This window comes from Microbacterium sp. TPU 3598 (genome assembly GCF_002356155.1).
Lineage (GTDB): Bacteria > Actinomycetota > Actinomycetes > Actinomycetales > Microbacteriaceae > Microbacterium > Microbacterium maritypicum_A.
Genome location: NZ_AP017975.1, coordinates 3,034,872 through 3,059,924 on the forward strand (window position 1 = coordinate 3,034,872; position 25,053 = coordinate 3,059,924).

Annotated in this window: 23 protein-coding genes; 13 read left to right on the top strand and 10 right to left on the bottom strand. The window is 70.2% G+C overall.

From position 1 onward, the window contains the following. Positions 1 to 20: 20 nt before the first annotated feature. Positions 21 to 1,460, top strand: coding sequence for a DUF6421 family protein (locus MST3598_RS14490; protein ID WP_029260009.1), 1,440 nt, complete (start codon positions 21 to 23; stop codon positions 1,458 to 1,460). Between the two features lie 136 nt (positions 1,461 to 1,596). Continuing rightward, positions 1,597 to 2,256, top strand: coding sequence for an SDR family NAD(P)-dependent oxidoreductase (locus MST3598_RS14495; RefSeq protein ID WP_029260008.1), 660 nt, complete (start codon positions 1,597 to 1,599; stop codon positions 2,254 to 2,256). Between the two features lie 12 nt (positions 2,257 to 2,268). Here MST3598_RS14495 and MST3598_RS14500 read toward each other — a convergent pair whose 3' ends face one another. Next, on the bottom strand, positions 2,269 to 3,723 hold the full coding sequence (locus MST3598_RS14500; protein WP_036271718.1) for an MFS transporter: 1,455 nt from the start codon (positions 3,721 to 3,723) through the stop codon (positions 2,269 to 2,271). Between the two features lie 101 nt (positions 3,724 to 3,824). On the opposite strand from MST3598_RS14500, the gene MST3598_RS14505 reads away from it, so the two are divergent. Further along, positions 3,825 to 4,892, top strand: coding sequence for a threonine aldolase family protein (locus MST3598_RS14505; RefSeq protein WP_029260006.1), 1,068 nt, complete (start codon positions 3,825 to 3,827; stop codon positions 4,890 to 4,892). Between the two features lie 57 nt (positions 4,893 to 4,949). Here MST3598_RS14505 and MST3598_RS14510 read toward each other — a convergent pair whose 3' ends face one another. Further along, positions 4,950 to 5,555 carry an NUDIX hydrolase family protein gene (locus tag MST3598_RS14510; RefSeq protein ID WP_021201180.1) on the bottom strand — a complete coding sequence of 202 codons (606 nt, stop codon included), beginning with the start codon at positions 5,553 to 5,555 and terminating at the stop codon, positions 4,950 to 4,952. A gap of 72 nt (positions 5,556 to 5,627) precedes the next feature. Here MST3598_RS14510 and MST3598_RS14515 point away from each other — a divergent pair, with 72 nt between their 5' ends. Beyond that, positions 5,628 to 6,284: an alpha/beta hydrolase gene (locus tag MST3598_RS14515; protein WP_029260005.1), complete on the top strand. Its 657-nt coding sequence runs from the start codon at positions 5,628 to 5,630 to the stop codon at positions 6,282 to 6,284. On the opposite strand, the gene MST3598_RS14520 is transcribed toward MST3598_RS14515, so the two are convergent. Next, positions 6,285 to 6,620, bottom strand: coding sequence for a hypothetical protein (locus tag MST3598_RS14520; protein WP_136053542.1), 336 nt, complete (start codon positions 6,618 to 6,620; stop codon positions 6,285 to 6,287). It lies immediately after the preceding gene. Between the two features lie 289 nt (positions 6,621 to 6,909). Between MST3598_RS14520 and MST3598_RS14525 the strand changes: the two genes are divergently transcribed. After that, a complete protein-coding gene (locus MST3598_RS14525) occupies positions 6,910 to 8,601 on the top strand; it encodes an ABC-F family ATP-binding cassette domain-containing protein (protein ID WP_029260004.1) in 1,692 nt (563 codons plus the stop codon). A gap of 87 nt (positions 8,602 to 8,688) precedes the next feature. On the opposite strand, the gene MST3598_RS14530 is transcribed toward MST3598_RS14525, so the two are convergent. Genes MST3598_RS14530 through MST3598_RS14540 form a run of 3 tightly spaced genes read right to left on the bottom strand, consistent with a single transcriptional unit; the run spans position 8,689 to position 11,410 of the window. After that, positions 8,689 to 9,348 (bottom strand): response regulator, encoded by a 660-nt coding sequence (locus tag MST3598_RS14530; protein WP_029260003.1) that lies wholly within the window; start codon positions 9,346 to 9,348, stop codon positions 8,689 to 8,691. Continuing rightward, positions 9,345 to 10,616 (bottom strand): sensor histidine kinase, encoded by a 1,272-nt coding sequence (locus tag MST3598_RS14535; RefSeq protein ID WP_051671167.1) that lies wholly within the window; start codon positions 10,614 to 10,616, stop codon positions 9,345 to 9,347. The genes MST3598_RS14530 and MST3598_RS14535 overlap by 4 nt, the downstream gene beginning before the upstream one ends. Positions 10,617 to 10,648: 32 nt before the next feature. Further along, a complete protein-coding gene (locus MST3598_RS14540; RefSeq protein ID WP_197024854.1) occupies positions 10,649 to 11,410 on the bottom strand; it encodes a DUF998 domain-containing protein in 762 nt (253 codons plus the stop codon). 229 nt (positions 11,411 to 11,639) lie between these two features. Here MST3598_RS14540 and MST3598_RS14545 point away from each other — a divergent pair, with 229 nt between their 5' ends. From MST3598_RS14545 to MST3598_RS14560, 4 genes are all read left to right on the top strand, one after another. Then, entirely contained in the window at positions 11,640 to 16,220 is a 4,581-nt protein-coding gene (locus MST3598_RS14545) for an ATP-dependent helicase (RefSeq protein ID WP_029260000.1), read from the top strand. A gap of 23 nt (positions 16,221 to 16,243) precedes the next feature. Beyond that, positions 16,244 to 17,041, top strand: a complete 798-nt coding sequence (locus MST3598_RS14550; protein ID WP_029259999.1) for an EI24 domain-containing protein — start codon at positions 16,244 to 16,246, stop codon at positions 17,039 to 17,041. Then, a complete protein-coding gene (locus MST3598_RS14555) occupies positions 17,041 to 17,814 on the top strand; it encodes a DNA-formamidopyrimidine glycosylase family protein (RefSeq protein WP_029259998.1) in 774 nt (257 codons plus the stop codon). Before MST3598_RS14550 ends, MST3598_RS14555 begins: the two co-directional genes overlap by 1 nt. An 80-nt stretch (positions 17,815 to 17,894) precedes the next feature. Continuing rightward, positions 17,895 to 18,302: a DapH/DapD/GlmU-related protein gene (locus tag MST3598_RS14560; protein ID WP_017829277.1), complete on the top strand. Its 408-nt coding sequence runs from the start codon at positions 17,895 to 17,897 to the stop codon at positions 18,300 to 18,302. A 21-nt stretch (positions 18,303 to 18,323) separates the two neighbouring features. On the opposite strand, the gene MST3598_RS14565 is transcribed toward MST3598_RS14560, so the two are convergent. The 4 genes from MST3598_RS14565 to MST3598_RS14575 form a co-directional block, all read right to left on the bottom strand. After that, positions 18,324 to 19,523: an Ig-like domain-containing protein gene (locus MST3598_RS14565; protein ID WP_029259997.1), complete on the bottom strand. Its 1,200-nt coding sequence runs from the start codon at positions 19,521 to 19,523 to the stop codon at positions 18,324 to 18,326. 102 nt (positions 19,524 to 19,625) lie between these two features. Continuing rightward, complete coding sequence (locus tag MST3598_RS14570) at positions 19,626 to 20,285, bottom strand: LuxR C-terminal-related transcriptional regulator (RefSeq protein WP_029259996.1); 660 nt, start codon at positions 20,283 to 20,285, stop codon at positions 19,626 to 19,628. Next, entirely contained in the window at positions 20,278 to 20,502 is a 225-nt protein-coding gene (locus MST3598_RS18705) for a hypothetical protein (RefSeq protein WP_231924887.1), read from the bottom strand. Before MST3598_RS18705 ends, MST3598_RS14570 begins: the two co-directional genes overlap by 8 nt. Then, entirely contained in the window at positions 20,489 to 21,541 is a 1,053-nt protein-coding gene (locus MST3598_RS14575) for a PspC domain-containing protein (RefSeq protein ID WP_231924888.1), read from the bottom strand. The genes MST3598_RS18705 and MST3598_RS14575 overlap by 14 nt, the downstream gene beginning before the upstream one ends. 114 nt (positions 21,542 to 21,655) lie before the next feature. Here MST3598_RS14575 and MST3598_RS14580 point away from each other — a divergent pair, with 114 nt between their 5' ends. Genes MST3598_RS14580 through MST3598_RS14595 form a run of 4 tightly spaced genes read left to right on the top strand, consistent with a single transcriptional unit; the run spans position 21,656 to position 25,052 of the window. Continuing rightward, a complete protein-coding gene (locus tag MST3598_RS14580; RefSeq protein WP_029259994.1) occupies positions 21,656 to 23,230 on the top strand; it encodes a PspC domain-containing protein in 1,575 nt (524 codons plus the stop codon). Further along, entirely contained in the window at positions 23,230 to 23,541 is a 312-nt protein-coding gene (locus MST3598_RS14585; protein ID WP_029259993.1) for a hypothetical protein, read from the top strand. Before MST3598_RS14580 ends, MST3598_RS14585 begins: the two co-directional genes overlap by 1 nt. A gap of 10 nt (positions 23,542 to 23,551) precedes the next feature. Continuing rightward, positions 23,552 to 24,292 (top strand): LysR family transcriptional regulator substrate-binding protein, encoded by a 741-nt coding sequence (locus MST3598_RS14590; protein ID WP_036271716.1) that lies wholly within the window; start codon positions 23,552 to 23,554, stop codon positions 24,290 to 24,292. Between the two features lie 43 nt (positions 24,293 to 24,335). Then, positions 24,336 to 25,052 (top strand): glutamine amidotransferase-related protein, encoded by a 717-nt coding sequence (locus MST3598_RS14595; RefSeq protein WP_029259991.1) that lies wholly within the window; start codon positions 24,336 to 24,338, stop codon positions 25,050 to 25,052. Position 25,053: the final 1 nt, after the last annotated feature.

Below are 25,053 nucleotides of genomic sequence, written 5' to 3' on the forward strand. Positions count from 1 at the left end.
AACTCCGATCGGAGGTCCCGATGTCCCTTCTTTCCGCCAACAGTTCCGCTGTTCAGGCCATCGTCGGCGAACCCGAGGTCGTCGAGGACGCATCGATCGCCGAGCAGTCGACCGCCTGGGCACAGCTCAAGGACGCGGCGATCGCGATCCGCGAGATGCAGATCAAGGACGGCTCGATCCCGGACGCCGCTCATCATGCCGCGGCCCGCGAGCTGGTCGGCGCCATCACCGCCGCGATCCACGCGCTCGCCCCGGCCTTCCCGCACGACGCCGAGTATCTCGCCGCCTCCGTGGTCGACTTCGACCGCTGGTCCGCCTCGGACTTCGGCGTGCCGGACTTCCTCGACTCGCTCATGGCCTTCCAGCCGCAGCAGCACCGCGTCGACGGCATCCGTCACCTCGTCGTGTTCCCGATGTACACGCAGAACGGATCGAGCGACCGCCTGGTCGAAGCGCTGATCGTCGAGACGATCTGGCCGGAGTTCATCGCGGCGCTCGAAGCGGGCGACTACGGCAACAAGCTGTTCGTCTCGCTGCGTCTGGTCGACTTCACGCCCGGATACGACACCAACTCGGCCGTGCTGTTCCCCGAGACCGTCGCGATGCGCGAGATCCCGTCCTTCACATGGGGCGCGATCTTCCAGGACCGCGAGGCGGCCCGCTACCGTCGCGTCACCCGTGCCGCTGCCGAGATCACCAACCTCGACCTGCCGGAGCGCGCGGCCGCGATGCTGGACGATCAGCAGGTGGCAGAGAAGACGTTCGTGATGTGGGACATCATCCACGACCGCACCCACATGCGCGGAGACCTGCCGTTCGACCCGTTCATGATCAAGCAGCGGATGCCGTTCTTCCTCTATTCGCTCGAGGAGATGCGCTGCGACATGACGGCGTTCCGCGAGTCCGTGAAGATCGAGCGCGCCCTCGCGGCACGCATCGACGCCGGCGAGGAGCTCACCGCGACCGAGCAGGAGATGCACGACTACGCGCACCTCGTGCAGTACGCGGTGATCTTCGACCGCATCTTCCGCTTCTCGATCACGGGCACCCGCACCCGCAACTACGACGCGGTCGGCGGGCAGCTGCTGTTCGCATGGCTGCACCAGCGCGGCGTGCTGCACTGGACCGACACCGCTCTGGCGTTCGACTGGGACAACGTGCCCGATGCCGTGGTGGCTCTGGGCGATGCGATCGACGACCTGTACTGGCACTCGATCGACCGCCCGAAGGTCGCGCACTGGCTCGCCGCATACGAACTGGTGCGCGGCACGCTCACCCCGCACCCGGCATCGCAGTGGGCTCGCGGGCTCTCGGACGAGATCCTCGCCGGTGCGCCGAAGGGCTACACGGACGCCGTGATGGACGACGAGTTCCCGCTGTCGATGTTCTTCGAGACCCTCGACAAGAAGATGAAGCCGGTCATCGAGTCGACTGTCGGCATCCGCGGTACCGACGACTGAGGATGAAGACCACGCGCGCACCGCGCGCGTTCCGAGTGTGACGCTGGGGCGCACCGCGCTGCGGCCGGAACCTGTTCTGCGGATCTCTCCGCGGGTTCCGGCCGCAGAAGCCCCGACGACGCGGAAGAGTGGACACATGGCTGAACGCACCGATTCGAACGCCGCCGGACGCACCGTCGTCCTCGCCGGAGCGACCAGCGCCGCCGGCCTCGCCGCCACACGCGCACTGGTCGCCGCGCATGCCCGTGTCATCGCCACCGGCCGCTCCACAGAGCGCCTGCGGGAACTCGCAGATGCCGGGGCTCAGGTCGAGGTCGCCGATGCGACCTCCCTCGACGCGATGACCGCCGTGGCCTCGCGGATCGGCCCCGTGGATGCGGTGGTCCCGCTGGTCGGCGGCTGGCGCGGTGGTGGAGGGCTGGCCGGGCAATCCGACGCTGACTTCGCCGCCCTGCTGCCGGCACTCGAAGCGGTGCGCGCCACGAGCCGGGCGTTCGACACTGCCCTGCGCGCCTCCGCGGCCGGACGCTTCGCGATCGTCTCCTCGACCGCCGTCGCACGTCCCCTCGCCGGCGGGGCGAACTACGCCGCCGTCAAGGCCGCGAGCGAAGCCTGGGCCCGAGCGGTCGCGCAGGGGTATGCCAAGGCGTCGCGCGAGGCCGGGGAGCCACTGCGGGCCGCATCCGTCGTGTTCCGCGCCCAGGCGCTCGACGCCGAGGTGCTCGCTGCACGGATCGTCGCGCTGTGGGATGCGGACGCCGCCGAGCTCAACGACCGGGTGTTCGACGTGGCCTGATTCCGCCCGGGATCACCGACGCGGTCCCCCGGATTCGGGGGGAATCCCCGGCACGACGGGCGGCGCGTCCGCACGCCGGGTCACGACGGGCTCGGTCTCGTCATCGTCCGGTGTCCGGTCCGAGATCTCCTCCTCCGCCCCCGCGATCTCCTGCTCCGGAGCCTCTGCGTACAGCTCTGTGAGCTTGCGGTACGAGCGGGTGAAGAAGGCCAGGGTGGCGGCGACGACCATGATCAGTCCGGCGAACAGGCAGATGAGCGCGATGCCTCGAGCCTCTCCCTCGCCGAGCAGCCACCCCCACTGCCGCTGCCCCTGCGCCGTGTCCATGTACGGGATGATCAGGAACTCGGCGATCGGTGCGATCAGGAATGCGGTGATCGGGGCCGCTGCCGCCTCCATCGCGGCGGCCACTCCGAACACGCGCCCCTGCCGCTCGAACGGCACGACCTTCTGGATCACGGTCTGCTCGGCCGCCTCCACCGGAGGCACCAGCGCCATGTACACCCACATGCCGACCACATACAGCGGCCACCACTCCCGCAGCATGAACACGGAGCCCAGCAGCCCCATCGCGATGACCACGAGCAGCATCGTGCGCATCGGCTTCGGACCGAGACCGAACTTGGCCACGAGTCCCCCGCCGACCAGGAATCCGGTCGACGCGAACGCCAGGGCGAATCCCCAGGTCTGGGCGTCGAAGAGCGTCAGCCCGTAAGGATCCATGAGCGCCATGTAGACGCCGCCGATGAGGTTGTTGAACGTGGAGAAGATGATCAGTGCGAAGAGGCCGGGAGCCAGCCGGATGGCCCGCACGCTCCCCCGGAAGTCGAGCGCGCTCGACGCGTTCGGGTCGGGCTCCGGATCGCCCTCGGGGATGCGTACGAACAGCAGATGCACGAACGTGAGCGCCATGGTGGCGATCGCGATCGCGAGCGTCCACCCCATGCCGAGGAAGCCGATCGAGAGTCCCGAGAACACGCTCGTGACGAGGAAGGCGATGCCCTGCACCGTGCCGACCAGGCCGTTGGCGTTCGCACGTCTCTCTTCGGGGATGAGCAGGGTGACCGTCGTGGACAGCGCGATGTTGCGCAGCTGCTCGATGACTCCGCCGAACAGGATGATGCCAGAGAACAGCCAGAACCACGGTCCTCCCAGGTTGAGCAGGGCCGCCTCGGGCTGCCAGAGGTAGAGCACCCCGGCCACCAGGAAAGCGGCAGCCGAGATGACGCTCGAGATCACCATGACGGTGTGCTTGCGGTTTCGATCGACGATCGTGCCGAACGCCATCGCGAAGAACGCGACGAACAGCATGTAGGCACCGCCGATGATGCCCGTGGCCAGCACCGACTGCGTCTCGATGTAGACCCAGAACGTGAGCGCGAACCACAGGAAGCTCGTCGTCACGTTCGCGATGAGCGTGTTGACGAGGACGTTGGCGAAGGCCCTCTTCGCTGCGGTGCGCTGCATGCCTAAGAGGGTAGGACCGGCCTCCGACATCCGGAAGCCCCTCTCCGGACAGAACATCGTCGTCGCACCGCAAGCACCGGCCGGACAATTAGGCTGGGGAGGTGAGCATCCAGCATGACCCCGCGATCCGGGGCTTCGCCAGTGACAACTACTCCGGTATCCACCCCGAGATCCTCGCGGCGATCGTCGCGGCGAACGGCGGCCACCAGAGCGCCTACGGCGAGGACGCGTACACCGCGCGCCTGCAGGAGGTCTTCCAGGAGCACTTCGGCGAGGGCGTGGAGGCGTTCCCGGTGTTCAACGGCACCGGCGCGAACGTGACCGGCCTGCAGTCGATGCTGCCACGTTGGGGCGCGGTGATCGCCGCCTCCACCGCGCACATCAACGTCGACGAGGCTGCGGCGCCCGAGAAGATCGGCGGCTTCAAGCTGCTCACGGTCGCCACCGACGACGGCAAGCTCACCCCCGAGCTGATCGACCGCGAGGCCTGGGGCTGGGGCGACGAGCACCGCGCGCAGCCGCTGGTCGTCTCGATCACCCAGACCACCGAGCTCGGCACGCTGTACACGGCCGACGAGATCCGCACGATCGCCGACCACGTGCATGAGCGCGGCATGAAGCTGCACCTCGACGGCGCACGCCTCTCGAACGCCGCTGCCGCCCTCGACCTGCCGCTGCGCGCGTTCACCCGTGACGCGGGCGTCGACGTGCTCACCTTCGGCGGGACGAAGAACGGTGCCATGCTCGGCGAGGCGATCGTCGTGCTGAACCCCGAGGCCTCCCACGGACTGAAGTACTCGCGCAAGTTCAACATGCAGCTGTCGTCGAAGATGCGATTCGTGTCGGCGCAGCTGATCGCCCTGCTCGAGAGCGACCTCTGGTTGCGCAACGCCCAGCACGCCAACGCCATGGCGGCCCGTCTGCGTTCCGAGATCGAGGCCGGCATCGCCGACGGCTCCATCCGCGGCGTCGGATTCACCCAGCCGACCCAGTCCAACGGCGTGTTCGCCACGCTCCCCGACGGAGTCGCCGACCAGCTCCGCGACTCGTTCCGCTTCTACGACTGGGACGCGGCGCGCAAGGAGGTGCGGTGGATGTGCGGCTTCGACACCGAGCAAGCCGACGTCGACGCCTTCGTCGCCGAACTCGCCCGGCTCACCACGGTCTGAGCGCCGCGAAGGCCAGCAGAGCAGACGTCAGCGCAGCGGACGTCAGCGCATACGACGTCAGCGCAGCAGACCGAGGCTCGCGAGAGCCTGGCGGATGAGCGTGCCCCGGCCGTTCTCCATCTCGGCTGCGACCGCGTCGGAACCGGCGGCCTCCGGCGAGAACCAGGTGACCTCGAGAGCGTCCTGACGCGGCTCGCACGTTCCCGTCACCGGCACCACGAACGCCAGCGACACGGCGTGCTGCCGATCATCGTGGAACGCACTCACCCCGGGGATCGGGAAGTACTCGGCCACCGTGAACGGCAGCGGCTGCGGCGGCAGCAGCGGGAAGGCCATCGGTCCCAGGTCGTTCTCGACGTGGCGGAAGAGGGCGTCGCGGATCGTCTCACCGAAGCGGACGCGACCGGACACGATCGTGCGCGTCATCTCGCCCATCGGAGTGGAGCGCAGCAGGATGCCGATCTCGATCACCTGGCCGGAGCCGTCGGTGCGCACCGGGATCGCCTCGACGTAGAGCATCGGCAGACGGCGCCGAGCCTCTTCGAGCTCGAACTCGCTCAGCCAGCCGGGATTCGCGTCGGGCGCGGGCCGGTTCGAATCCGGGAAGTCACCGAGACCGTCGTCATCGGGCTCCGGATCGGGATCAGGTGTGCGGACGGCCATGTGTCCTTTCTACCAGCCGCCTCCTCGAACCGACACCGCGTGCACGTCTGTCGTCCCTGGCAGGATGACGGTGTGAGCGAGAACCTGACGATCGACGACACCGCGACCCGATGGTCGTCCCCCGACCGCGCGGGGATGCCACTGCTGGTCCTGCTGCACGGCTACGGCGCCGACGAGCACGACCTGTTCGGACTCGTCCCCTTCCTCCCCGAGGGCATCGCCGTCGCATCCGTCGCTGCGCCCCTCGCACCCCCGTGGCCGATGCCGGGGCGCTCCTGGTATCCGATCGAGGGGCTCGACGGGCGCAGCTCCGAGGCCGTGACCGTCGCGGCGGAGGCATTCCTGCGCTGGCTCGACACCGCGGCGGCCGATGCCCCCTCGGTCGCCCTGCTCGGCTTCTCTCAGGGCGCGGCGGTGTCGCTGCAGGCTCTGCGCCTGGCACCGGAGCGCTTCGGAGCCGTCGCGGTCCTGAGCGGCTACGCGGCACCGGGCGAGCTGCCGAACGACGAGTCGCTGGCAGAACTGCGCCCGCACGTGTTCTGGGGTCGGGGCACGCACGACGACGTCATCCCGCCCGCGTTGATCGATCACACCGCGCAGTGGCTGCCTGCGCACTCCGAGCTTTCCGGACGGGTGTACACCGGCCTCACGCACAGCATCTCCGAGCAGGAGCTGACCGACGTGCACCGGTTCCTCACGAAGTGGCTGGAGGGGATCACCAACGGCTGATCAGAGCTCGGGCTTCTCGTCGGGCTTCTCCTCTGGCTTCTCCGCGGAAGCGCCGGGATCGCCGTCAGGGCCGTCGTCGGTGTCGTCGCCGTCAGGGCCGTCGCTGTCAGGGGCGTCGTCAGGGTCGCCCTCAGGCTGTCTTCCCGGGCGGGAACCCCCGCCCGACGTGATGGCGACGGAGAGCGCGACACCGATCGCCACTCCGATCCCGATACCGAGCGCCCAGTTCTGCAGGGCGGCGCCCATCGACGCTCCGATCGCCACCCCGAGCGCGAGCCCGACGCCCAGCCCCATGCGCGAACGCGACTCCTGCGGACTCGGATCCTGATCTGCCATGACTCCACGGTACGGACCCGTCGGCTCGACGGCATCCCCCACGCGACGGAGATTCGACACGCCCGGGAGTTGCGCGATCCTGACAACCCCGGGTATCGTCGGGGAGTCCTGTCCGCCGTGTCTGGAAGTCCTTTGATCTGATCCGTCGCCTCCGCGCTCTTCTTTCCGCGCGCTGACCCGACGATCGCCGACTCCACGGCAGACCCTCTCCTCTCGCATCCTGTGACGCGTGTCACGGCCCGGCAGGGGCTCGGTGTCAGTGCACCCTCGCACTCGACAGGAGACACTCATGTCAACTCCCACCACTCTTCACGCGTCGGTCATCCTCGACCGGCTCACCTTCGCCTGGCCCGACGGCTCGGTCGCGCTCGACGGCGTCTCGGGCGCATTCGGCTCGGGACGCACCGGCCTGGTCGGTCGCAACGGCGCGGGCAAGTCGACGTTGCTGCGGCTGATGGCCGGCGAGCTCGAACCGACCTCGGGCATGGTCACGGCATCCGGCGAGGTCGCGTACCTTCCGCAGCAGCTGACTCTCGACGTCGACCGCCGCGTCGCCGAGCTTCTCGGAGTGTCGGAGGCGCTCGACGCCGTGCGGGCGATCAGCGCCGGCGACGTCGATCCCGCCCACTTCGACGCGGTCGGCGACGACTGGGACATCGAGGCGCGCGCCGAGGCGTCCCTGGCGGAGGCCGGTCTCGCGCCGGACTTCCTCGACCGCAGGGTCGGAGAGCTCTCCGGCGGGGAGGCCGTGCTCGTGGCGATCGCCGGCATCCGCCTGCGCCGCGCACCGATCACGCTCCTCGACGAGCCGACCAACAACCTCGACCGTGACGCCAGGGCGAAGCTCGCGGCGATGGTGCGCGCCTGGAAAGGCACGCTCATCGTCGTCAGCCACGACCTGTCGCTGCTCGAGCTGATGGACGATACCGCCGAGCTGTACGCCCAGACCTTGAGCGTGTTCGGCGGTCCGTATTCGGAATGGCGTGCGTGGCTGGACGCCGAGCAGGATGCCGCGAAGCAGGCCGAGGTCACCGCCGCCCAGGTGCTCCGCAAGGAGAAACGGCAGCGGATCGAAGCCGAGGTGAAGCTCGCCCACCGCGCGCGCACGGCGAAGAAGGCGGAGATCGAGAAGCGGGTCCCGAAGATCGTCGCGCACGGCCGGAAGATGGCCGCCGAGGTATCGGCCGGCAGGCTCCGCACCGAGGTCGGAGCGAAGGAGGATGCCGCGCGCTCGGTGCTCGACGAAGCCGGGCGACGGGTACGCTCCGATTCGTCGATGAAGATCGAGCTGCCCGACCCTCAGGTGTCGCGCAGCCGCCGCATCGCGACGGTCGGCGATCACGAACGCGCGTGGGTGATCCAGGGGCCGGAGCGGGTCGCGCTGATCGGACGCAACGGCGCGGGGAAGACCACACTGCTGGGGCGGTTGGTCGCCACCGGCGTTCACAGCTCAGGAGCAATGACTCCCGTCGGGCCGCAGGGGCGGGAAGGAAGCGGATCCGAGACGGAGGTCCTGAGTTCCGTACGGCCAGCCCTGCATGCCGAAGCCCATACCGACCTGATCGGCTACCTGCCGCAGCGGGTCGACGGCCTCGACGAGGAGCGGTCGGTGTTCGAGAACATCGCGGCCGCGGCGCCGCACGTCCCGGAGAAGGAGCTGCGCAACCGCCTCGCGCGGTTCCTCATCCGAGGGGCCACCGCCGAGCGACCGGTCGCCGCCCTCTCCGGTGGCGAACGCTTCCGCGTCGCGCTGGCGAAGCTGCTGCTCGCCGACCCGGCACCCCACCTCGTGGTGCTGGACGAGCCGACGAACAACCTCGACCTCGACACGGTCGACCAGCTCGTCGACGCCCTCCGCGCCTACCGCGGGGCCGTGCTCATCGTGAGTCACGACGATGCGTTCCTGCGGCGGCTCGACCTCGATCTGACACTCCAGATCGACGCCGACGGCGCGCTCCAGGAGGTCTCGCTGGAGCAGTGACGCGCGGGAGGACGACAACGCGCGGAAGACGACGACGCGCGCCGGGACTCCGTTTCCTCGGCGCGCGCCGTCGTCGCACCGGAACCGTCAGACGAGGCCGACCTCGTAGGCGAGGATGACGGCCTGCACGCGGTCGCGCAGATCGAGCTTGAGCAGGATGCGGCCGACGTGGGTCTTCACCGTCGACTCCGACACGAACAGGCTCTCGCCGATCTCGGTGTTGTTGTATCCCTTGGCGATCGCGAGGAAGACATCCCGCTCGCGTTCGGTCAACACGTCCAGCCGCGAATCGACCGCCTCGGCCTGTCGGGGAAGACGGGTGGCGAACAGGTCGAGCATCGACCGTGTGACGCGCGGCGAGACAAGGGCGTCACCGGCGGCGATCGCGCGGATCGCGGCGGTCAGCTGCGCGGGCGGGGTGTTCTTCAACAGGAACCCGCTCGCTCCTGCGCGGAGGCTGCCGAACGCGTACTCGTCGAGGTCGAAGGTCGTGAGCACCAGCACCCGGCTCGACGGCGTGCTCCGGACGATGCGCCTGGTCGCCTCGATCCCGTCCATCTCCGGCATCCGGATGTCCATCAGGATCACGTCGGGTCGCAGATCGGCCGCGAGGTGCACGGCCTCCGCTCCTGAGACGGCCTCCCCGACCACCTGCATGTCATCTTCGGCATCGAGCACCATCCGCATACCGCGACGGATCAACTCGTGGTCGTCCACGATGAGCAGCCGGATCTTCTCCTCGGTCATCCCTGTTCCTCCTGTTCGGGAAGTTCCACCCGCACGCGCCATCCGCCCTCGGGGAGCGGACCGGCGTCGACCGTCCCGCCGGCCAGCCGCGCACGTTCCCGTACGCCCACGAGGCCGCGGCCCGATCCGACCGAGGCCGCCGGCGGGCCCTGCCGGCCGTCATCGGTGACCTCGATCACGAGGACCTCTCCACGGAGATCGAGACTCACGAGCACCTCACGCGGGTCCTTGGCATAGCGCAGCGCGTTCGTGAGCGCCTCCTGCACGATGCGGTGGATCGTGTTCTGCAGCGCCGGTGACCCGGGCGCCGCCCCTTGCATATGCACCGTCACCGGCAGACCCGCGGAGCGGAAGGTCTCGACCAGGGCCGTGAGTTCCGCCAGTCCGGGGTTGGGGCGCAGCGGGCTCTGCTCCTCGCCGTCGTCCGCGTCGTCGCCGAGCGCGCCCAGCAGCTGGCGCATCTCGACGAGCGATTGCCGTCCGACCTCGCCGATCTCCTGGATGGCGCTGCGCGAACGCTGCGGATCCTTCTCCGCGAGCGCGCCGGCGCCGTCGGCGAGCGACACCATGACCGACACGCTGTGCGCGACGACGTCGTGGATCTCGCGGGTGATCCTCGCGCGCTCGGCCAGCGTCGCGATCCGCGCCTGCTGGTCACGTTCGCGTGCGAGCTGGTTGGCGCGGTCGAGGATCGCCCCGATGTAGCGCCGCCGGTCACCCACGGTGACTCCGAGGAGCGCGGCGATCAGCATCACGACGAGGAACAGCAGGCTGCCCGGCACATACGTGAAGCCGCCATCGGGGGCACCGCGGCGCAGCCAGTCGAGAGCGGGGAGCACCACGACCCCGGCCAGCACCGTCACCCCGAAGGCGACCCATCCGCTGCGGTTCGAGCGGTAGACGAAGAGCGCGTAGAGGGCGAAGCCGACGCCGATCGGCTCGGCAGGCGTGTCGGCGATGAGCGCGACGACCGCGACGACCGCGAAGACCGCGAACGTGAGCCACGGCCGATGCCTGCGGAAGAGGAGTCCTCCCGCCGCAAGAACGCCCAGCACTACCGGGACGACGATCGGAGCGAGCGGAGTCCAGTCGCCCGAGGAGAGGGGAGCGACGACCGCCCAGAACACGCTCACGATGAGGTAGGCGAAGGTGAGCAGACCGTCGAAGAGCCAGGGGTGGTTTCCCCAGAACCGCCGGACGACCCCCGGCGGCCGCGGCAGGTCCACCGACCGGACCCCGCTCTCGCCGACGGATGCTGACTCTCGCATGTGACGACTCTACGCACCGCACGTCGGGTTCCTCAGCGGGAGACGGCGACGAGCGCACCCGTCGCGGTGCGACGCGCGGTGCTCTGATGCGGGTCGAGGGTCGGCGCCACCGGTTTCCACGTCTCGCGCCGCACCGCACGACGCCGCTGCGCGACCGCCGTGTCCATTCCGAGGATCGCGAGCCACCCCATGCCGATGGTGGTCGCGACGAGCTCGAAGATGCTGCCGATGTCCGTGCGGAACTGCAGCAGGGAGAGGATGCCTCCCGCCGCGGCGATCACGGCCGTCGAGATGCCTGCGCCGAGCGACAGCACCCGGAGCGTGCGCCGACCTTCGACGAAGGAGACCTGCAGCATCGCGAACGCGGCCAGGGCGAAGGCGAGCACGGCGACCGTGGTGTGCACCAGATCCTGCCAGGTGAACGCGGGCCCCACCGGCAGCGGGCACCCGGTCGTGCACGTGACCTGCGAGGCCACCAGGAACAGCGATGATGCCATCGCCACCGAGAACGACGGCGACCAGATGCTCAACCACGGCACCGTCGAACGCAGCCCGCGCGAGGCCCAGGCCACAGCGAAGCCACCGGTGACGAGGAGCAGCAGTGCGAGCTCGAACCATCCCGCGGTCGGCTCGCCGTCGGCTCCGAGTCCGCTCACATACAGGACGCGGTCGATGCTCAGACGGGCGACCCAGATGATGGTCAGCGCGACGGCGACGAGCAGGCTTCCGACGATCGAGGCGACGATGCGGAGAGCGTTTCCGGCGGACGGAGGGGTGGTGTTCTCGGTGGGCATAGGGAGACGGTATGAGCGGAGGCCACCCCGTCGCGTCGGCCCGAAGTGCCCACTGTCGAGGGGCGTCGTACCGAGGTACGACGCCCCTTCGCCGTCGCGATGTGAGGGGAACGACCTCCGCCGAAAGCCGTCGCTTCGCGGTCGCGGGAGGTGTGCGCATGCGAACCTCCCGCCTTCCGCCGACATCGTTCACGACCCCGATGTCCCCGGCCTCGACGAAGATGGAGGGATGAGCGACGTGCTCGACCGTTTCACCTCCGCGACGCAGGACTGGTTCCGGGGGGCCTTCCCCGCGCCCACGCCGGCGCAGGCAGGCGCCTGGAATGCGATCTCCGCGGGCAAGCATGCGCTCGTGGTGGCACCGACCGGGTCGGGCAAGACACTGTCGGCGTTCCTGTGGGCGATCGACAGCGTGTTCCGGGAGCGCATGGCGGAGACCGCCCCTCCGGCGAAGGGCGAGCCACGCACGCGCATCCTCTACATCTCTCCGTTGAAAGCGCTCGGCGTCGACGTCGAGCGCAACCTCCGCTCGCCCCTGATCGGCATCGGACAGTCGGCCAGACGGCTCGGAGTCCCGGCGCCGGCGGTGACGGTCGGCGTGCGCTCGGGCGACACGACCTCGAGCGATCGGCGCAAGCTCGTGTCCGACCCGCCCGACATCCTCATCACGACCCCCGAGTCTCTGTACCTCATGCTGACGAGCCGCGCAGGTGAGACGCTGCGCGGCGTGCACACCGTGATCATCGACGAGGTGCACGCGGTCGCCGCCACCAAGCGCGGCGCGCACCTCGCCGTGAGCCTGGAGCGCCTCGACGCGCTGCGCCGCGCGAACGGCATCGAGACTCCCGCGCAGCGCATCGGACTCTCGGCCACCGTCCGCCCGATCGACGAGGTCGCCCGGTTCCTCGGCGGCTCGGCTCCGGTCGAGATCGTCGCGCCCCCCGCATCCAAGACCTTCGAGCTCGGCGTGGTCGTGCCGATGGATGACATGACCAACCCGCCGCCCCCTCCCGGTGTGCCGGGGGATGCCGCCGATGCCGAGTACTCCGAGGTCACCGGCTCGGTCTGGCCGCACGTCGAGGAGGCGATCGTCGACCGCATCCTGCAGAACAACTCGACGATCGTGTTCGCCAACTCCCGTCGGCTCGCCGAGCGCCTCACCGGGCGTCTGAACGAGATCTACTCCGAGCGGATCGGCGTCGAACTTCCGGCGGCGACCGTACCCGCCGCCATGATGGCGCAGGCCGGAGCGACCGCAGGTGCCGATCCCGTGCTCGCGAAAGCGCACCACGGTTCGGTCTCGAAGGAGCAGCGCGCGCAGGTCGAGGAAGAGCTCAAGTCCGGCGTGCTGCGCTGCGTCGTCGCGACGAGCAGCCTCGAGCTCGGCATCGACATGGGAGCGGTCGACCTCGTGATCCAGGTCGAGGCACCACCCTCGGCGGCCTCCGGTCTGCAGCGGGTGGGCCGCGCCGGTCACCAGGTGGGCGAGATCAGTCGCGCCGCGCTCTTCCCGAAGCACCGCGGCGACGTGCTGCACACCGCGATCGTGACCGAGCGGATGCTCGCGGGCAAGATCGAGGCGATCCAGGTGCCGCGCAACCCGCTCGACATCCTCGCGCAGCAGACCGTCGCCGCGAGCGCCCTCGGAGCCATCGGGGTCGAGGAGTGGTTCGAGACGGTTCGCCGGTCGGCGCCCTTCCAGGCTCTTCCGCGTTCGGCCTACGAGGCGACGCTCGATCTGCTGGCCGGTCGATTCCCGTCCGACGAGTTCGCCGAGCTGCGCCCTCGACTGGTGTGGGATCGCGATGCCGGCACGCTGACCGGGCGACCGGGAGCACAACGGATCGCGGTGACCAGTGGCGGCACGATCCCGGACCGCGGCCTGTTCGGCGTCTTCGTGGCCGGCGAATCGACGGGCGCGCGGGTCGGCGAGCTCGACGAGGAGATGGTCTACGAGTCGCGGGTGGGCGACGTGTTCACGCTCGGTACGACGAGCTGGCGGATCGCGGAGATCACCCACGACCGCGTCAACGTGATCCCTGCCTACGGGCAGCCGGGCAAGGTGCCGTTCTGGCACGGCGACGGGATCGGCCGGCCGTTCGAGCTCGGCGAGGCTCTGGGCGCGTTCTCCCGCGAGGTGTCGGCGGCCACGCCCGAGAAGGCGGCGCAGAGACTGATCGACGCCGGACTCGACGAGCAGGCGCGAGCGAACCTGATGGCGCACCTGACCGAGCAGCGCGAAGCGACGGGCACGCTCCCGACCGACCGCACGCTCACCGTCGAACGCGGTCGCGACGAGGTCGGCGACTGGCGTGTCATCCTGCATTCCCCCTACGGCATGAAGGTGCACGCACCCTGGGCGCTGGCGATCAATGCCCGGGTGCGTGAGCGCCTCGGCGTCGAGGGGTCGGCGGTCGCGAGCGATGACGGCATCATCGTGCGCATCCCCGATGCCGAGGCCGAGCCGCCCGGCGCAGAGCTGTTCGTGTTCGAGCCCGACGAGCTGGAACACCTGGTCACCGAAGAGGTGGGTGGCTCCGCCCTGTTCGCCTCCCGCTTCCGCGAGTGCGCGGCGCGGGCACTGCTCATGCCCCGCATGAATCCCAACAAGCGCACCCCGCTGTGGCAGCAGCGACAGCGGTCGGCTCAGCTGCTCGAGGTGGCCAGGCGCCATCCGACCTTCCCGGTGATCCTCGAGACCCTGCGCGAAGTGCTGCAGGACGTCTACGACCTCCCCTCGTTGCGCACCCTCGCGACGTCGATCGCCGACCGCCGCATCCGCCTCGTCGAGACCGAGCCCGGCCAGCCCTCGCCGTATGCCCGTGACCTGCTGTTCGGCTACGTGGGCGCCTTCATGTACGAGGGCGACTCCCCTCTCGCCGAGCGCAGAGCGGCCGCTCTCTCGGTCGACCCCGCACTGCTCGGCGAGCTGCTGGGCACGGTCGAGCTGCGCGAACTGCTCGACCCCGACGTGATCGCCCAGTTCGAGCGCGAGGCGCAGCGTCTCGACCCCGATCGCCGAGCGCGCGGACTCGAGGGCGTCGCCGACCTGCTGCGGATGCTCGGCCCCCTCGACGCCGACGAGGCGACGGCCCGCCTCGACCCCGACTCGATCGTCGACACCTCGGCAGCCGCCCTGCTCGACGAGCTGATCACCGCGCGCCGGGCGATCCCCGTGACCATCGCCGGCACGAGCCGGGTCGCGGCGATCGAAGATGCAGGACGCCTGCGCGATGCCCTGGGCGCTGCGCTCCCGACCGGTGTCCCTGTCGCCTTCCTCGAACCCGTCGCCGACCCGCTCGGCGACCTCGTCGCCCGCCATGCCCGCACGCACGGCCCGTTCACGACGGATGCCATCGCCGCCCGGTTCGGACTCGGCGCCGCGGTGGCCCGGCACACCCTGCAGCGCCTCGAGACCGCGGGGCGGATCACGAGCGGCTACTTCCTGCCGGAGGCGGCGGGCAGCGGCGATGCGATCGAATGGTGCGACACCGAGGTGCTGCGCCGCCTGCGGATGCGCTCGCTCGCCGCGATCCGTGGATCGGTCGAACCGGTCTCCCCCGAGGCGTACGCCCGATTCCTGCCCGACTGGCAGCACATCGGTCGCCCCCTCGACGGCGTCGACGGCGTGCTCAGCGTGATCGAGCAGTTCGCCGGTGTTCCGATTCCCGCGAGCGCCTGGGAATCGTTGGTCCTCCCCTCCCGCGTGCGCGACTACTCCCCCGGGATGCTGGATGAGCTGACGGCCGCCGGCGAGGTCATCTGGTCGGGGCACGGCACGCTTCCGGGGCGCGACGGCTGGGTGTCGCTGCATCCCGCCGACATCGCGCCCTTCACCCTCCCGGAACGCGACACCGAGATCGCCTCCGACTCCCTGGAATCACGTATCCTCATCGCCCTCGACGTCGGCGGCGCCTACTTCGCCGGCCAGCTGAAAGAGATGGCCGCGGCCGAGAACGAGCAGTCCGTGCTCGAGGCGCTGTGGTCGCTGACGTGGTCGGGCTACGTCACCAACGACACCTTCGCCCCGATCCGCTCTCTCCTCGCCGGCGGCTCGCAGGCACACAAGGTGAAGCGCCGCGCCCCCCGTGCCCGCACCTACCGCGGCGTGTCCTTCACCGGATCCGCCGCACCGCGGCCCGCGTCGATCGGCGGACGCTGGTCGCTGCTGCCCGCACTCGAGACCGATCCCTCCCGTCGGGCGACCGTCACCGCCGGCCTCCTGCTCGACCGCTACGGCGTCGTGACCCGCGGCGCCGTGCAGGCCGAAGGCGTGCCCGGCGGCTTCGCGCAGGCCTATCGAGTGCTCGCCGGTTTCGAAGAGGCGGGGCACTGTCGCCGCGGCTACGTGATCGAGAAGCTCGGCGCCGCGCAATTCGCCGCCTCAGGCACCGTCGACCGACTGCGCACCTACGCGGGCCTCGCCGATCCACCACCCCGCACGGCCGTCACCCTCGCCGCGACCGACCCCGCGAACCCCTACGGTGCGGCGCTCGGCTGGCCCAAGCTCGACGGGGTGTCGCACCGCCCCGGGCGCAAGGCGGGCGGTCTGGTCGTCCTGGTCGACGGCACCCTGGTGCTCTCCCTGGAACGCGGTGGCCGCACGGTGCTGTCGTTCAGCGATGACGTGGACGTGCTGCGTGCCGCCACCGCCGACCTCGCTGCCACCGCGCGCAGCCGACGCCTCGATACCCTCACCGTCGAGAAGATCAACGGCGAGGGGGTCTACGGCACCGCACTCGCGCTCGCCCTGCAGGAGGCCGGCTTCGTGGCGACGCCGCGCGGATACACCCTCCGCAAGGTCGTCTGAGCGATGCCTCTACGCTGGAAGCCATGATCCGAGAGTTCGCCGCCGGCATCCGTACGCTGCTGCGCGGATTCGGCCTGTGGCGCACGCGGCCCGGTCTCATGGTGCTCGGACTGATCCCCGCGATCATCGCGCTGATCCTGCTCGCCGCCGCACTCGTTCCGCTGATCATCTCGCTGCCGTCGGTCTCCACCTGGCTGACGCCGTTCGCCGCGGGGTGGCTCGAACCGTGGCGCGGACTGCTGCGGTCCGCAGTGAGCTTCGTGATCGTCGCGGCGGCGCTCGCCCTGGCCAGCGTCGTGTTCAGCGCTCTGACCCTGACGATCGGCGACCCGTTCTATCAGCGCATCTGGCACGCGGTCGAGGTCGATCTCGGTGACGCTCCCCCTGCCGACGGCGGCGGCTTCTGGAGCGCCCTCGGCGAAGGGCTCCGACTGGTCCTGCTCGGCATCCTGATCGCGGTCCTCGTGCTGCTGATCGGCCTCATCCCGGCCGTCGGTGGATTCCTCGGCACCATCGCCGGTGTCGTGCTCACCGGTCGACTGCTCGCACGCGAACTGACGGGCCGCGCCTTCGACGCCCGCGACCTCAGCCCCGCCGACCGAGCCGTGCTGTTCTCCGGCAGCCGCGCACGGGTGCTCGGCTTCGGTGTCGCGACCCAGCTCTGCTTCCTCATCCCCGGCGGCGCCGTCGCGATCATGCCCGCCGCCGTCGCCGGGAGCACCATGCTCGCGCGGGACATGCTCACCCGCGCCGGAACCGCTGCGCTGCCCACGACGACGACCCCGACGCCGCCCCCGCCCGCGCCCCTCGGGGCTTCCTGATGCCCGAAGGCGACACGGTCTTCCGCACGGCCCGACGCCTCGACGAAGCGCTGGCCGGTGCGGAGGTCACCCGCTTCGACCTCCGCGTCCCCCGGTTCGCCACGCTCGATCTGACCGGGCAGCCCGTGCACGGCGTGGTTCCCCGCGGCAAGCATCTGCTCATGCGCATCGGCGACAGCACACTGCATTCGCATCTGCGCATGGACGGCGCCTGGTTCACGTACCGCCCGGGAGAGAAGTGGCGGCACCCGGCGTTCAAGGTGCGCGCCGTCGTCGGCACACCGCGGAGTGAAGCCGTGGGCGTCGACATCGCCGAGATCGAGGTCGTCGCCACGCGCGACGAGGACCAGCTCGTGGGGTACCTGGGGCCGGATCCCCTCGCCGACAGCTGGGACGCGGCCGAAGCGGTCAGGCGTCTCGGGGCCGATACGCGCAGCATCCATGTCGCGCTCCTCGATCAGCGCAACGTCGCGGGGTTCGGCAATGAGTACGCCGCGGAACTCCTGTTCCTGCGCGGAATCCTGCCGACCACGCCAACGCCGGACGTCGATGTGTCCACCCTCATCGATCTCGGCGTCCGCACCATCCGCGCCAATCGCGACCGCCGCCACCGCACCTTCACCGGCATCGATCGCCCGGGTCAGGGCACCTGGGTGTACGGTCGCGCCGGGCGCCCGTGCCGACGCTGCGGAACCCTCATCCGACGCGGCGAGCAGGGCGCCGATCCGACCCGCGAGCGCGTCACCTTCTGGTGCCCCTCCTGCCAGCGCTGACCACATCCATCCGCGGGAATGAATCCGCCTCTGCCGTGGTTGTTGATATATCCGGAGAACTCCGGAGCACGGGAGGAATCGTGGGCAAGAACTACGTCGACATCGAGAACGACCAGGGCGCGACGCTGCGGTATCGCAAGCACGCGAACGGCCGGGGGCTCGTCGCGCACGGCGCGAAGGTGCACCCGAAAGCGCACATCGAGGCCGGTGCGTATATCGAACCGGGGGCGCGCGTCGGCGCCGGGGCCACGATCGCCCGCGGCGCCTGGATCGACGAGGATGCCGTGATCGGCGAAGGCGCGTTCGTCGACGCGCACGCGCACGTCGGCCACGGTGCGGCGATCGGCGATCACGCCTACGTGGGTGTCCGCACCGACATCGGCGCCGGAGCGCGCATCGTCCGCGGCGCCAGGATCGGCGACGACGAGACGGTCGCCGCGGGACTCACCATCGCGACGGACCAGAAGGGCCTGTGGCTCGCGGCCTGACCGCCCGAGCCCTCGGCAGCATTACTGCTGCCTTTCCAGATGCCGGAACCGGCGTGAGCCGGTGATCGCCAGAACACCGAGCGTGACCAGTACCACGCCGAGTCCCGGTAGCGCGCTCGGCGACAGTCCACTGTCCGCCAGCGTGTCGGCTTGCGATGTACCGCCATCCGACGTGTCCGGGTCAGGCTCCGGCGGGAGCGGGATGAGTGTTCCCTGCCCGACGCCGCGTGCGGTCTGACGTTCCGCGAACCCGACGAACGAGACGGTCTGCGTGGACCCCGCATCGCTCGTCGCTAGCACCGCCTGGAACTCGGGCTGTTCATCCGAAGTGATGCCGGCGATGAGCCGGAACTCGCGGAGCGTTCCGGCCGGCACCTGTGCTTCCGGCACGACGCTGACGACCTGCGTGGCCGAATCGAGTCCCCCCGACACGGGCGTGCAACTCGCGGTCGGGATACCGACCGGCGCACCGAACTGCGCGTCGCTCGGATACGGATCTCCCGGCGTCCACGCGGCGTCGCGGTATTCGAGATGCAGCGCCGCGCAATCCACGACGCTGGCACCATCCATCAGGGCGAGATCGAGGTTGTACAGCGGAATAGCGCTGAAGTACCTCCACTCGAGGGATGTGTCGTCGAGCACCGTTCCATGTACGCCTACGGCCTCGGTACTGACGTCGGTGATGCGATAGATCCTCACCGTTGCAGGAAACTCGCCACTGGACACCGCGATGGGGATGCCGAAGGCCGACGGCGTCGCTGCGGCGGCCGAGGCGCTCACCCTGGCTTGAAACGTCCCGGAACCGCTGACGGCGGTATGCGTGTCCACGTACGCGGCGAACGTCACCGTCACGGTGTCGCCTGCCCCGGTGCCGATGGCGATCGTCTCACCGTCCGCGGAAAGGATGGGGAAGGGCGCCAGGTCGGCGACCGACGTCGTGACGCCTCCAGAGCTCCGGAACGTCATGGTGGCGGTGTCGCCGGCTGTGGCCTCGTCGGGGAGGGTGAAGGCGAACGACACATCGACGAGCGATCCATCGGGAATCGACGTGGGATCACTCGTCTGCTGCCACGGCGTTCCCAGCACCGGCGAGATCGTGATCGAAGTGAACACGTCCCCGATCTCGGCGGCCGAAGCCTGCCGTGGCGGCGAGGCGAATGCGAAGGCGAAAGCCAGCAACGAGACGGCCCCGATCGCTCCGAATGCTCTTCCTGCACTCATTTTCGCTCCGTCCCGCTGTGCTGCCGATGGCTCGGCGCCCGGTTCGTTCAAGGCCAGAGTCTCGCGAATCGGAGCGACGCACAAGCCGGTTCTGCGCCACGACTACAGCAGGCGCCGCTCCGACGCCCATGCGGTGAGTTCGTGCCGCGACGACAGCTGCAGCTTCCGCAGCACCGATGACACGTGCGTCTCGACCGTCTTGATCGAGATGAACAGCTCCGACGCCACCTCCTTGTAGGCGTACCCGCGGGCGATGAGGCGCATGACCTCCTGCTCGCGCGCCGAGAGCCGGTCGAGCTCGTCGGTCGCGGTGGCGGTCTCTCCGGAGACCGCCCCGAACGCGTCCAGCACGAAGCCGGCGAGTCGCGGCGAGAACACGGCGTCTCCCTCGGCCACCGCCCGCACCGCGCTGCTGACCTCGATGCCGGACGAGCCCTTGGTGATGTAGCCCCTGGCCCCCGCACGGATCACCCGCACCACGTCGGCCGCCGCATCCGAGACGCTCAGCGCGAGGAACCGTGCGCCGGTGGGTGCCGAACCGCGGATCACGGCTTCGCCGCCGGCCGCATCGTCGCCGCTTCCGCCCGGGAGATGCACGTCGAGAAGAACGACATCCGGCCGTGTCGCGCCGATCACGGTGATGGCGGAGGGCACGTCGGCCGCTTCGCCGACCACGTCGACGCCCGCGTCGAGATCGGCACGCAGGCCGGAGCGGAAGATCGAGTGGTCGTCGACGATCACGACCCGGATGCTGTCAGCCACGTTGTTCCTCCCGAGCGGGTGCCGGCCGCGCGGCCGGGCGATCCTGGAGCGGGCCCGTCATGATCCGCAGGTGCACCTCGGTGCCGTTCTCGTCGCTGCGGACCGCTCCGCTGCCACCCGCACGCCGCATGCGCCCGATGATCGACTCCCGCACGCCCAGCCGATCGCTGGGCACGTCGTCGAGGCGGAACCCTGCACCTCGGTCACGGATGAACACGTCGACGCCCGAAGCGCTCCCCTCGATGTACACCGAGATCTCGCCACCCGCATGACGGGCTGCGTTCAGGATCGCCTCCCTGGCGGCCGCCGCGAGCTCCCCGCTCGCACGTTCGGTCGACAGTCCGGCCGAGACCACGTCGATGCGCACCGGATAGTCGAGCTCGAGAGCTCCCGCATAGTCGCGCAGGTCTGTCGGAAGGTCGCTGTCGGCCGGGGCGTCCCCGTCGTACAGCCACGCGCGCAGCTCGCGCTCCTGCGCCCTGGCGAGGCGTGCGGCCTCGCTGGAGGCCCCCGCCCTGTTCTGGATCAGCGCCGTTCTGGATCAGCGCCAGCGTCTGCAGCACCGAGTCGTGCAGGTGCGCGGCCATCTGGCTGCGCTGCTCCTCGCGGATGCGGCGCACGCGTTCACCCGAGAGCTCGCGCCATCGGGGGATCAACGTCGACGACACCACGGCCGCGAGTCCGGCCAGAGGAAGGAGCACGAGTGCCACGCCGGATCGAGCGATCGGCCAGGACAGCAGGATCGTGAACAGCAGAGCCAGCAGCAGGATCGAGAGGATCCGGATGCTCATGCTGTGCCGGGGTCCTCGAGCCGTGTCCGTGCGGTCGACCAGCGTGGCCCAGAGCCCGGCACCCGTCGCAAACGCCGCCGTACCGCCCACGACCAGCGCGGCGAGGTCCGGCGGGATCGATCCGCTCAACCAGTCGCTGCCCCCGCGCCAGACCAGCACGACGAGCATCCCCACGGCCGCGGGAGTGAGCAGCAGCCAGGCCACCGGCATCCGCCTCGTCGGCGCGCCCTCCCCCTCCTCCCACGGCGTGAACATCCAGCACCAGGCGTAGAGGAGCACTCCTGCGCCGCCGCACAGGGTGAGGGCGATGAACAGTGCCCGCACGGTCCACACCCGCACGCCGAGATGACGCGCGAGCCCGGTGCTGACGCCGGCGACCAGGCAGTCGCGATCGCGCGTCAACGGCGGGCGCGGCGGTGCCGCGGCACGCGGGGGTCGCGCGGGAACGTGCGCCGAAGAGGACATGTGGCAATCCAATCACCCGCACGTGTGCTCCGGGGGCTCCCCTGCCCGGAATCAGGGTCCGTTCAGGGGTTCCCCCCATGGCAGCAATCCCGCTGTCGCCGCCAGGATCGAAGCATGACGATTCCGACTGCGCCCCCACCCCCCGCCGACCCCGCCGCTCCGGCCGTCGGCGCTCCGGGCACCGACATCCCGCGCGGTGCCGATCGCTTCCTGCTCTGGGTCGCCGGTCTCGGCGTCGCCCGTTCCGAGGGCTGGCTCGGCGGTGTCGCCGCCGGCATCGCCGCCCGCCTCCGCATCGACCCGCTGATCGTGCGGGGTGTGCTCGTGGTCGCGGCCCTGTTCGGACTGCCGGTGATCTTCCTCTACGCCGCCGCCTGGGCACTGCTGCCCGACATCGACGGACGTGTGCATGTGCGCGACCTCCTGCGCCGCGATTACCAGCCCGTGCAGTGGGGCATCCTGGCGATGGCCGTCATCGGCCTGTTCCCGACCGCGCCCCTCGCCGGCCGCCTGTTCGGGCTCGGATACGACGGCTGGTCCGCTCTGTCCCTCATCAGCTGGATCCTCGGGCTGGTGCTCGTCGCCGGTCTGCTCTTCCTGATCGTGCGCGCGGCCAGCCGCACCCCGGGTGCTTCCGCGTCCGATCTGCCGATGGCTTCCACAGATCAGACGGCCCCGGCCGCGTCCGCTCCCCTCGACGGTTCGGGTACCGCCGAGGGGGCGGACGCCACTCTCTCCACGCAGGCGCTCCCCGCTGCCGACACCGTGACGGAGCCCGCCGCGCCGGATGCCGGGCTCGGGCTGACCCCGCCGGCGCCGCCGGCCCCGCTGCCGCCCGGATCCCAGGACCCTCTCGCCCTCGAGGCGTGGCGCGCCCAGCATGCCGCCTGGAAGGAACAGGATCAAGCGTGGCGGCGCCAGCAGCAGGATGTCGAACGGGCCGCCCGCGACCAGCTGCGCCGGGAGCGACAGGCTGAGGCCGCCGTGTTCGCCGCGGAGGCGGCCGAGCGCCGCCGCATCCGCCGCGCATCGAACCCGCGAGCGGGCTTCGCCTTCGCCGCGACCATGATCGGCCTCGCCATCATCACGGGTGCCGCCGTCGGTCTCGTCGCCGGTGGGGAAGCCCTCGGCGGGGCACTGGGCCTGCTCGCCGCCGCCCTCATCCTCGCCCTCGGGATGATCGTCGCCGGGGCGTTCCGTCGGCGGAGCGGCTTCCTGGCCTTCGCGACAGTGCTCACGCTGGTGGGCGGACTGGTGGCCGGTGCATTCTCGGCCTTCCCCGGCGTCACACTCGGCTATGCCTCGATCGGCAACAACGCGCCCGCTCATGTGCGCCAGCCCTTCGGAGATGTGTACGTCACGCTGAACCCGCACGACGACAGCCCCCGGTCGATCGTCGTGGACAAGGGTTCCGGGAACACCTTCATCTACGTGCAGCCGGGAGTGGAGCTCGATCTGCGGGCCACCGTCGATACGGCCACCGTCTCCTGGACGCGGCAGGATGAGGAGAGAGGCGGGATCGTCGACAGCGGCGTCTGGCCCGTCGAGGAACGCGACGGACGCTCGTCCGTGTCGGAGAAGATCGCCGCGGAGAACGCCTCGACGACCACGGTCCAGCCGGTCACCGTCCATCAGTCGAGCGGCGAGATCGCCGTCATCGTCATCGAGCCCGCGAAGGAAGACCAGTGATGAGCACGCCGACGATCACCGAGACGACCACCCCGCCCCGCACCCGTTGGGCCGCCATCATCTGGGGGCTCCTGTTCGCCGCCATCGCGGGAGGTGCCCTCTGGGCGCTCGCCGACGAAACCCGACGCGAAGCGGTCGCGGACGCGCTCCTGGCTCTGACCCCGCCCACGATCATCACGATCCTGCTGCTGACCGCGGGGGTGCTGCTGCTCGTCGGCGGCGCCACGGGACTCATCCGCCGGGCGCAGCGCAAGCTCGCGGCCGCGACCCCCGCTGCGTCACCGGAGGTGCCGGGGCCGCTCGCCGAGTAGCCTGGTCCCCATGGCGAATCAGGGAAGACGGCCCGCGAAGGGCGCAAGCCGCGGCACGCCGGTTCGCCGGAACAAGGCCGCTCCTGCCGAGCGCTTCCCCCCGCAGAAGCCGAAGAAGAAGACCACCAAGGTGGTCTTCGACTCTCCGCAGCCCGAACCCGAGGCACCGCGCACCTTCCGTCTGGGCGCGGTGCCCGGCGCGACGCCCGGCAAGTGGGTCGATGCGTGGAAGCAGCGGATGCCGCACGTTCCGCTCGAACTCGTGGAGATCGAGGCGGCGTCCTCGCGGGCAGCGCTGGACGATCTCGATGCCGCCCTGGTGCGCCTGCCCCTCCTGGACGAGTCGTTGCACATCATCCCGCTCTACGACGAGCTCCCCGTCGTGGTCGCCGCGGCGGACTCGCATCTGATGGCGGCCGATGACCTCACGGCGGCAGACCTGGAGGGTGAGATCGTGATCGCGCTGACCGACGATGTGCTCGGTCCCCTCGATCTCCCGGGCGCACTCCCGGCGACGTTCGCGGCGCTCCCCACCGATGACGCGATCGCGACCGCAGCATCCGGAGTCGGCATCGTGATCGTCCCGATGTCGCTCGCCCGCAAGCACCACCGCAAGGACGCCGACCACCGCATCCTCACGGACGGACCGACCTCGACCGTGGCCCTGGCCTGGCCCCGCGAGCGCACCACACCCGATGTCGAGACGTTCGTGGGCATCGTCCGCGGCCGCACGGCAAACTCCTCGCGCTGACGACCGCGACGGCCGACCGCCGCACGCTCGTTAGAATCTCCTGATGGCCTCGCTTCTCTACATCTGCGTGCGTCCCGAGATCGGGGCGGCGGATGCCGAGCACGCTTCGTTCCGGCGGGCGCTGGGCGTGGACGTGGTGGACCGGCTCGACCTGCTGCAGACGCCGTTGCACATCGAGCGCCTGCGCGGCTACCGCGGCGTCGTGGTCGGCGGCTCGCCCTTCAACGTCTCCGACGCCGTGAAGACTCCGGAGCAGATGCGCGTCGAAGCCGATCTGCGGACTCTCGCCGATGCGGCGATGGCGGCGGAGATCGCGGTGTTCTTCACCTGTTTCAGCATCGGAGTCGTCACCCGCATGCTCGGTGGAGACGTCGTGACCGACACCCCCGAGCCCGCGAGCGCCACCGTGATCGAGACGACCCCCGAGGGCGCGCTCGACCCGGTTTTCGGTCCCAGCGGCTCCGCCCTCACCGTGTTCACCGCGCATAAGGAGAGCGCAGCGAACGTGCCTCCCGGTGCGGTGCTGCTGGCGACGAACGAGGTCTGCCCTGTGCAGGCCTACCGCGTGGGCACGCACCTGTATGCGGCGCAGTTCCACCCCGAGCCCACGCCTCGCGACTTCGCCGACCGGATGACCTTCTACCGCACCACCGGCTACTTCGACCCCGACGAGTTCGACGCGGTGCAGCAGCAGGTGCTCGCCGCATTCGTCACCGAGGGCGCAGCACTCCTGCGCCGCTTCGCCGAGACCTTCGCCTGAG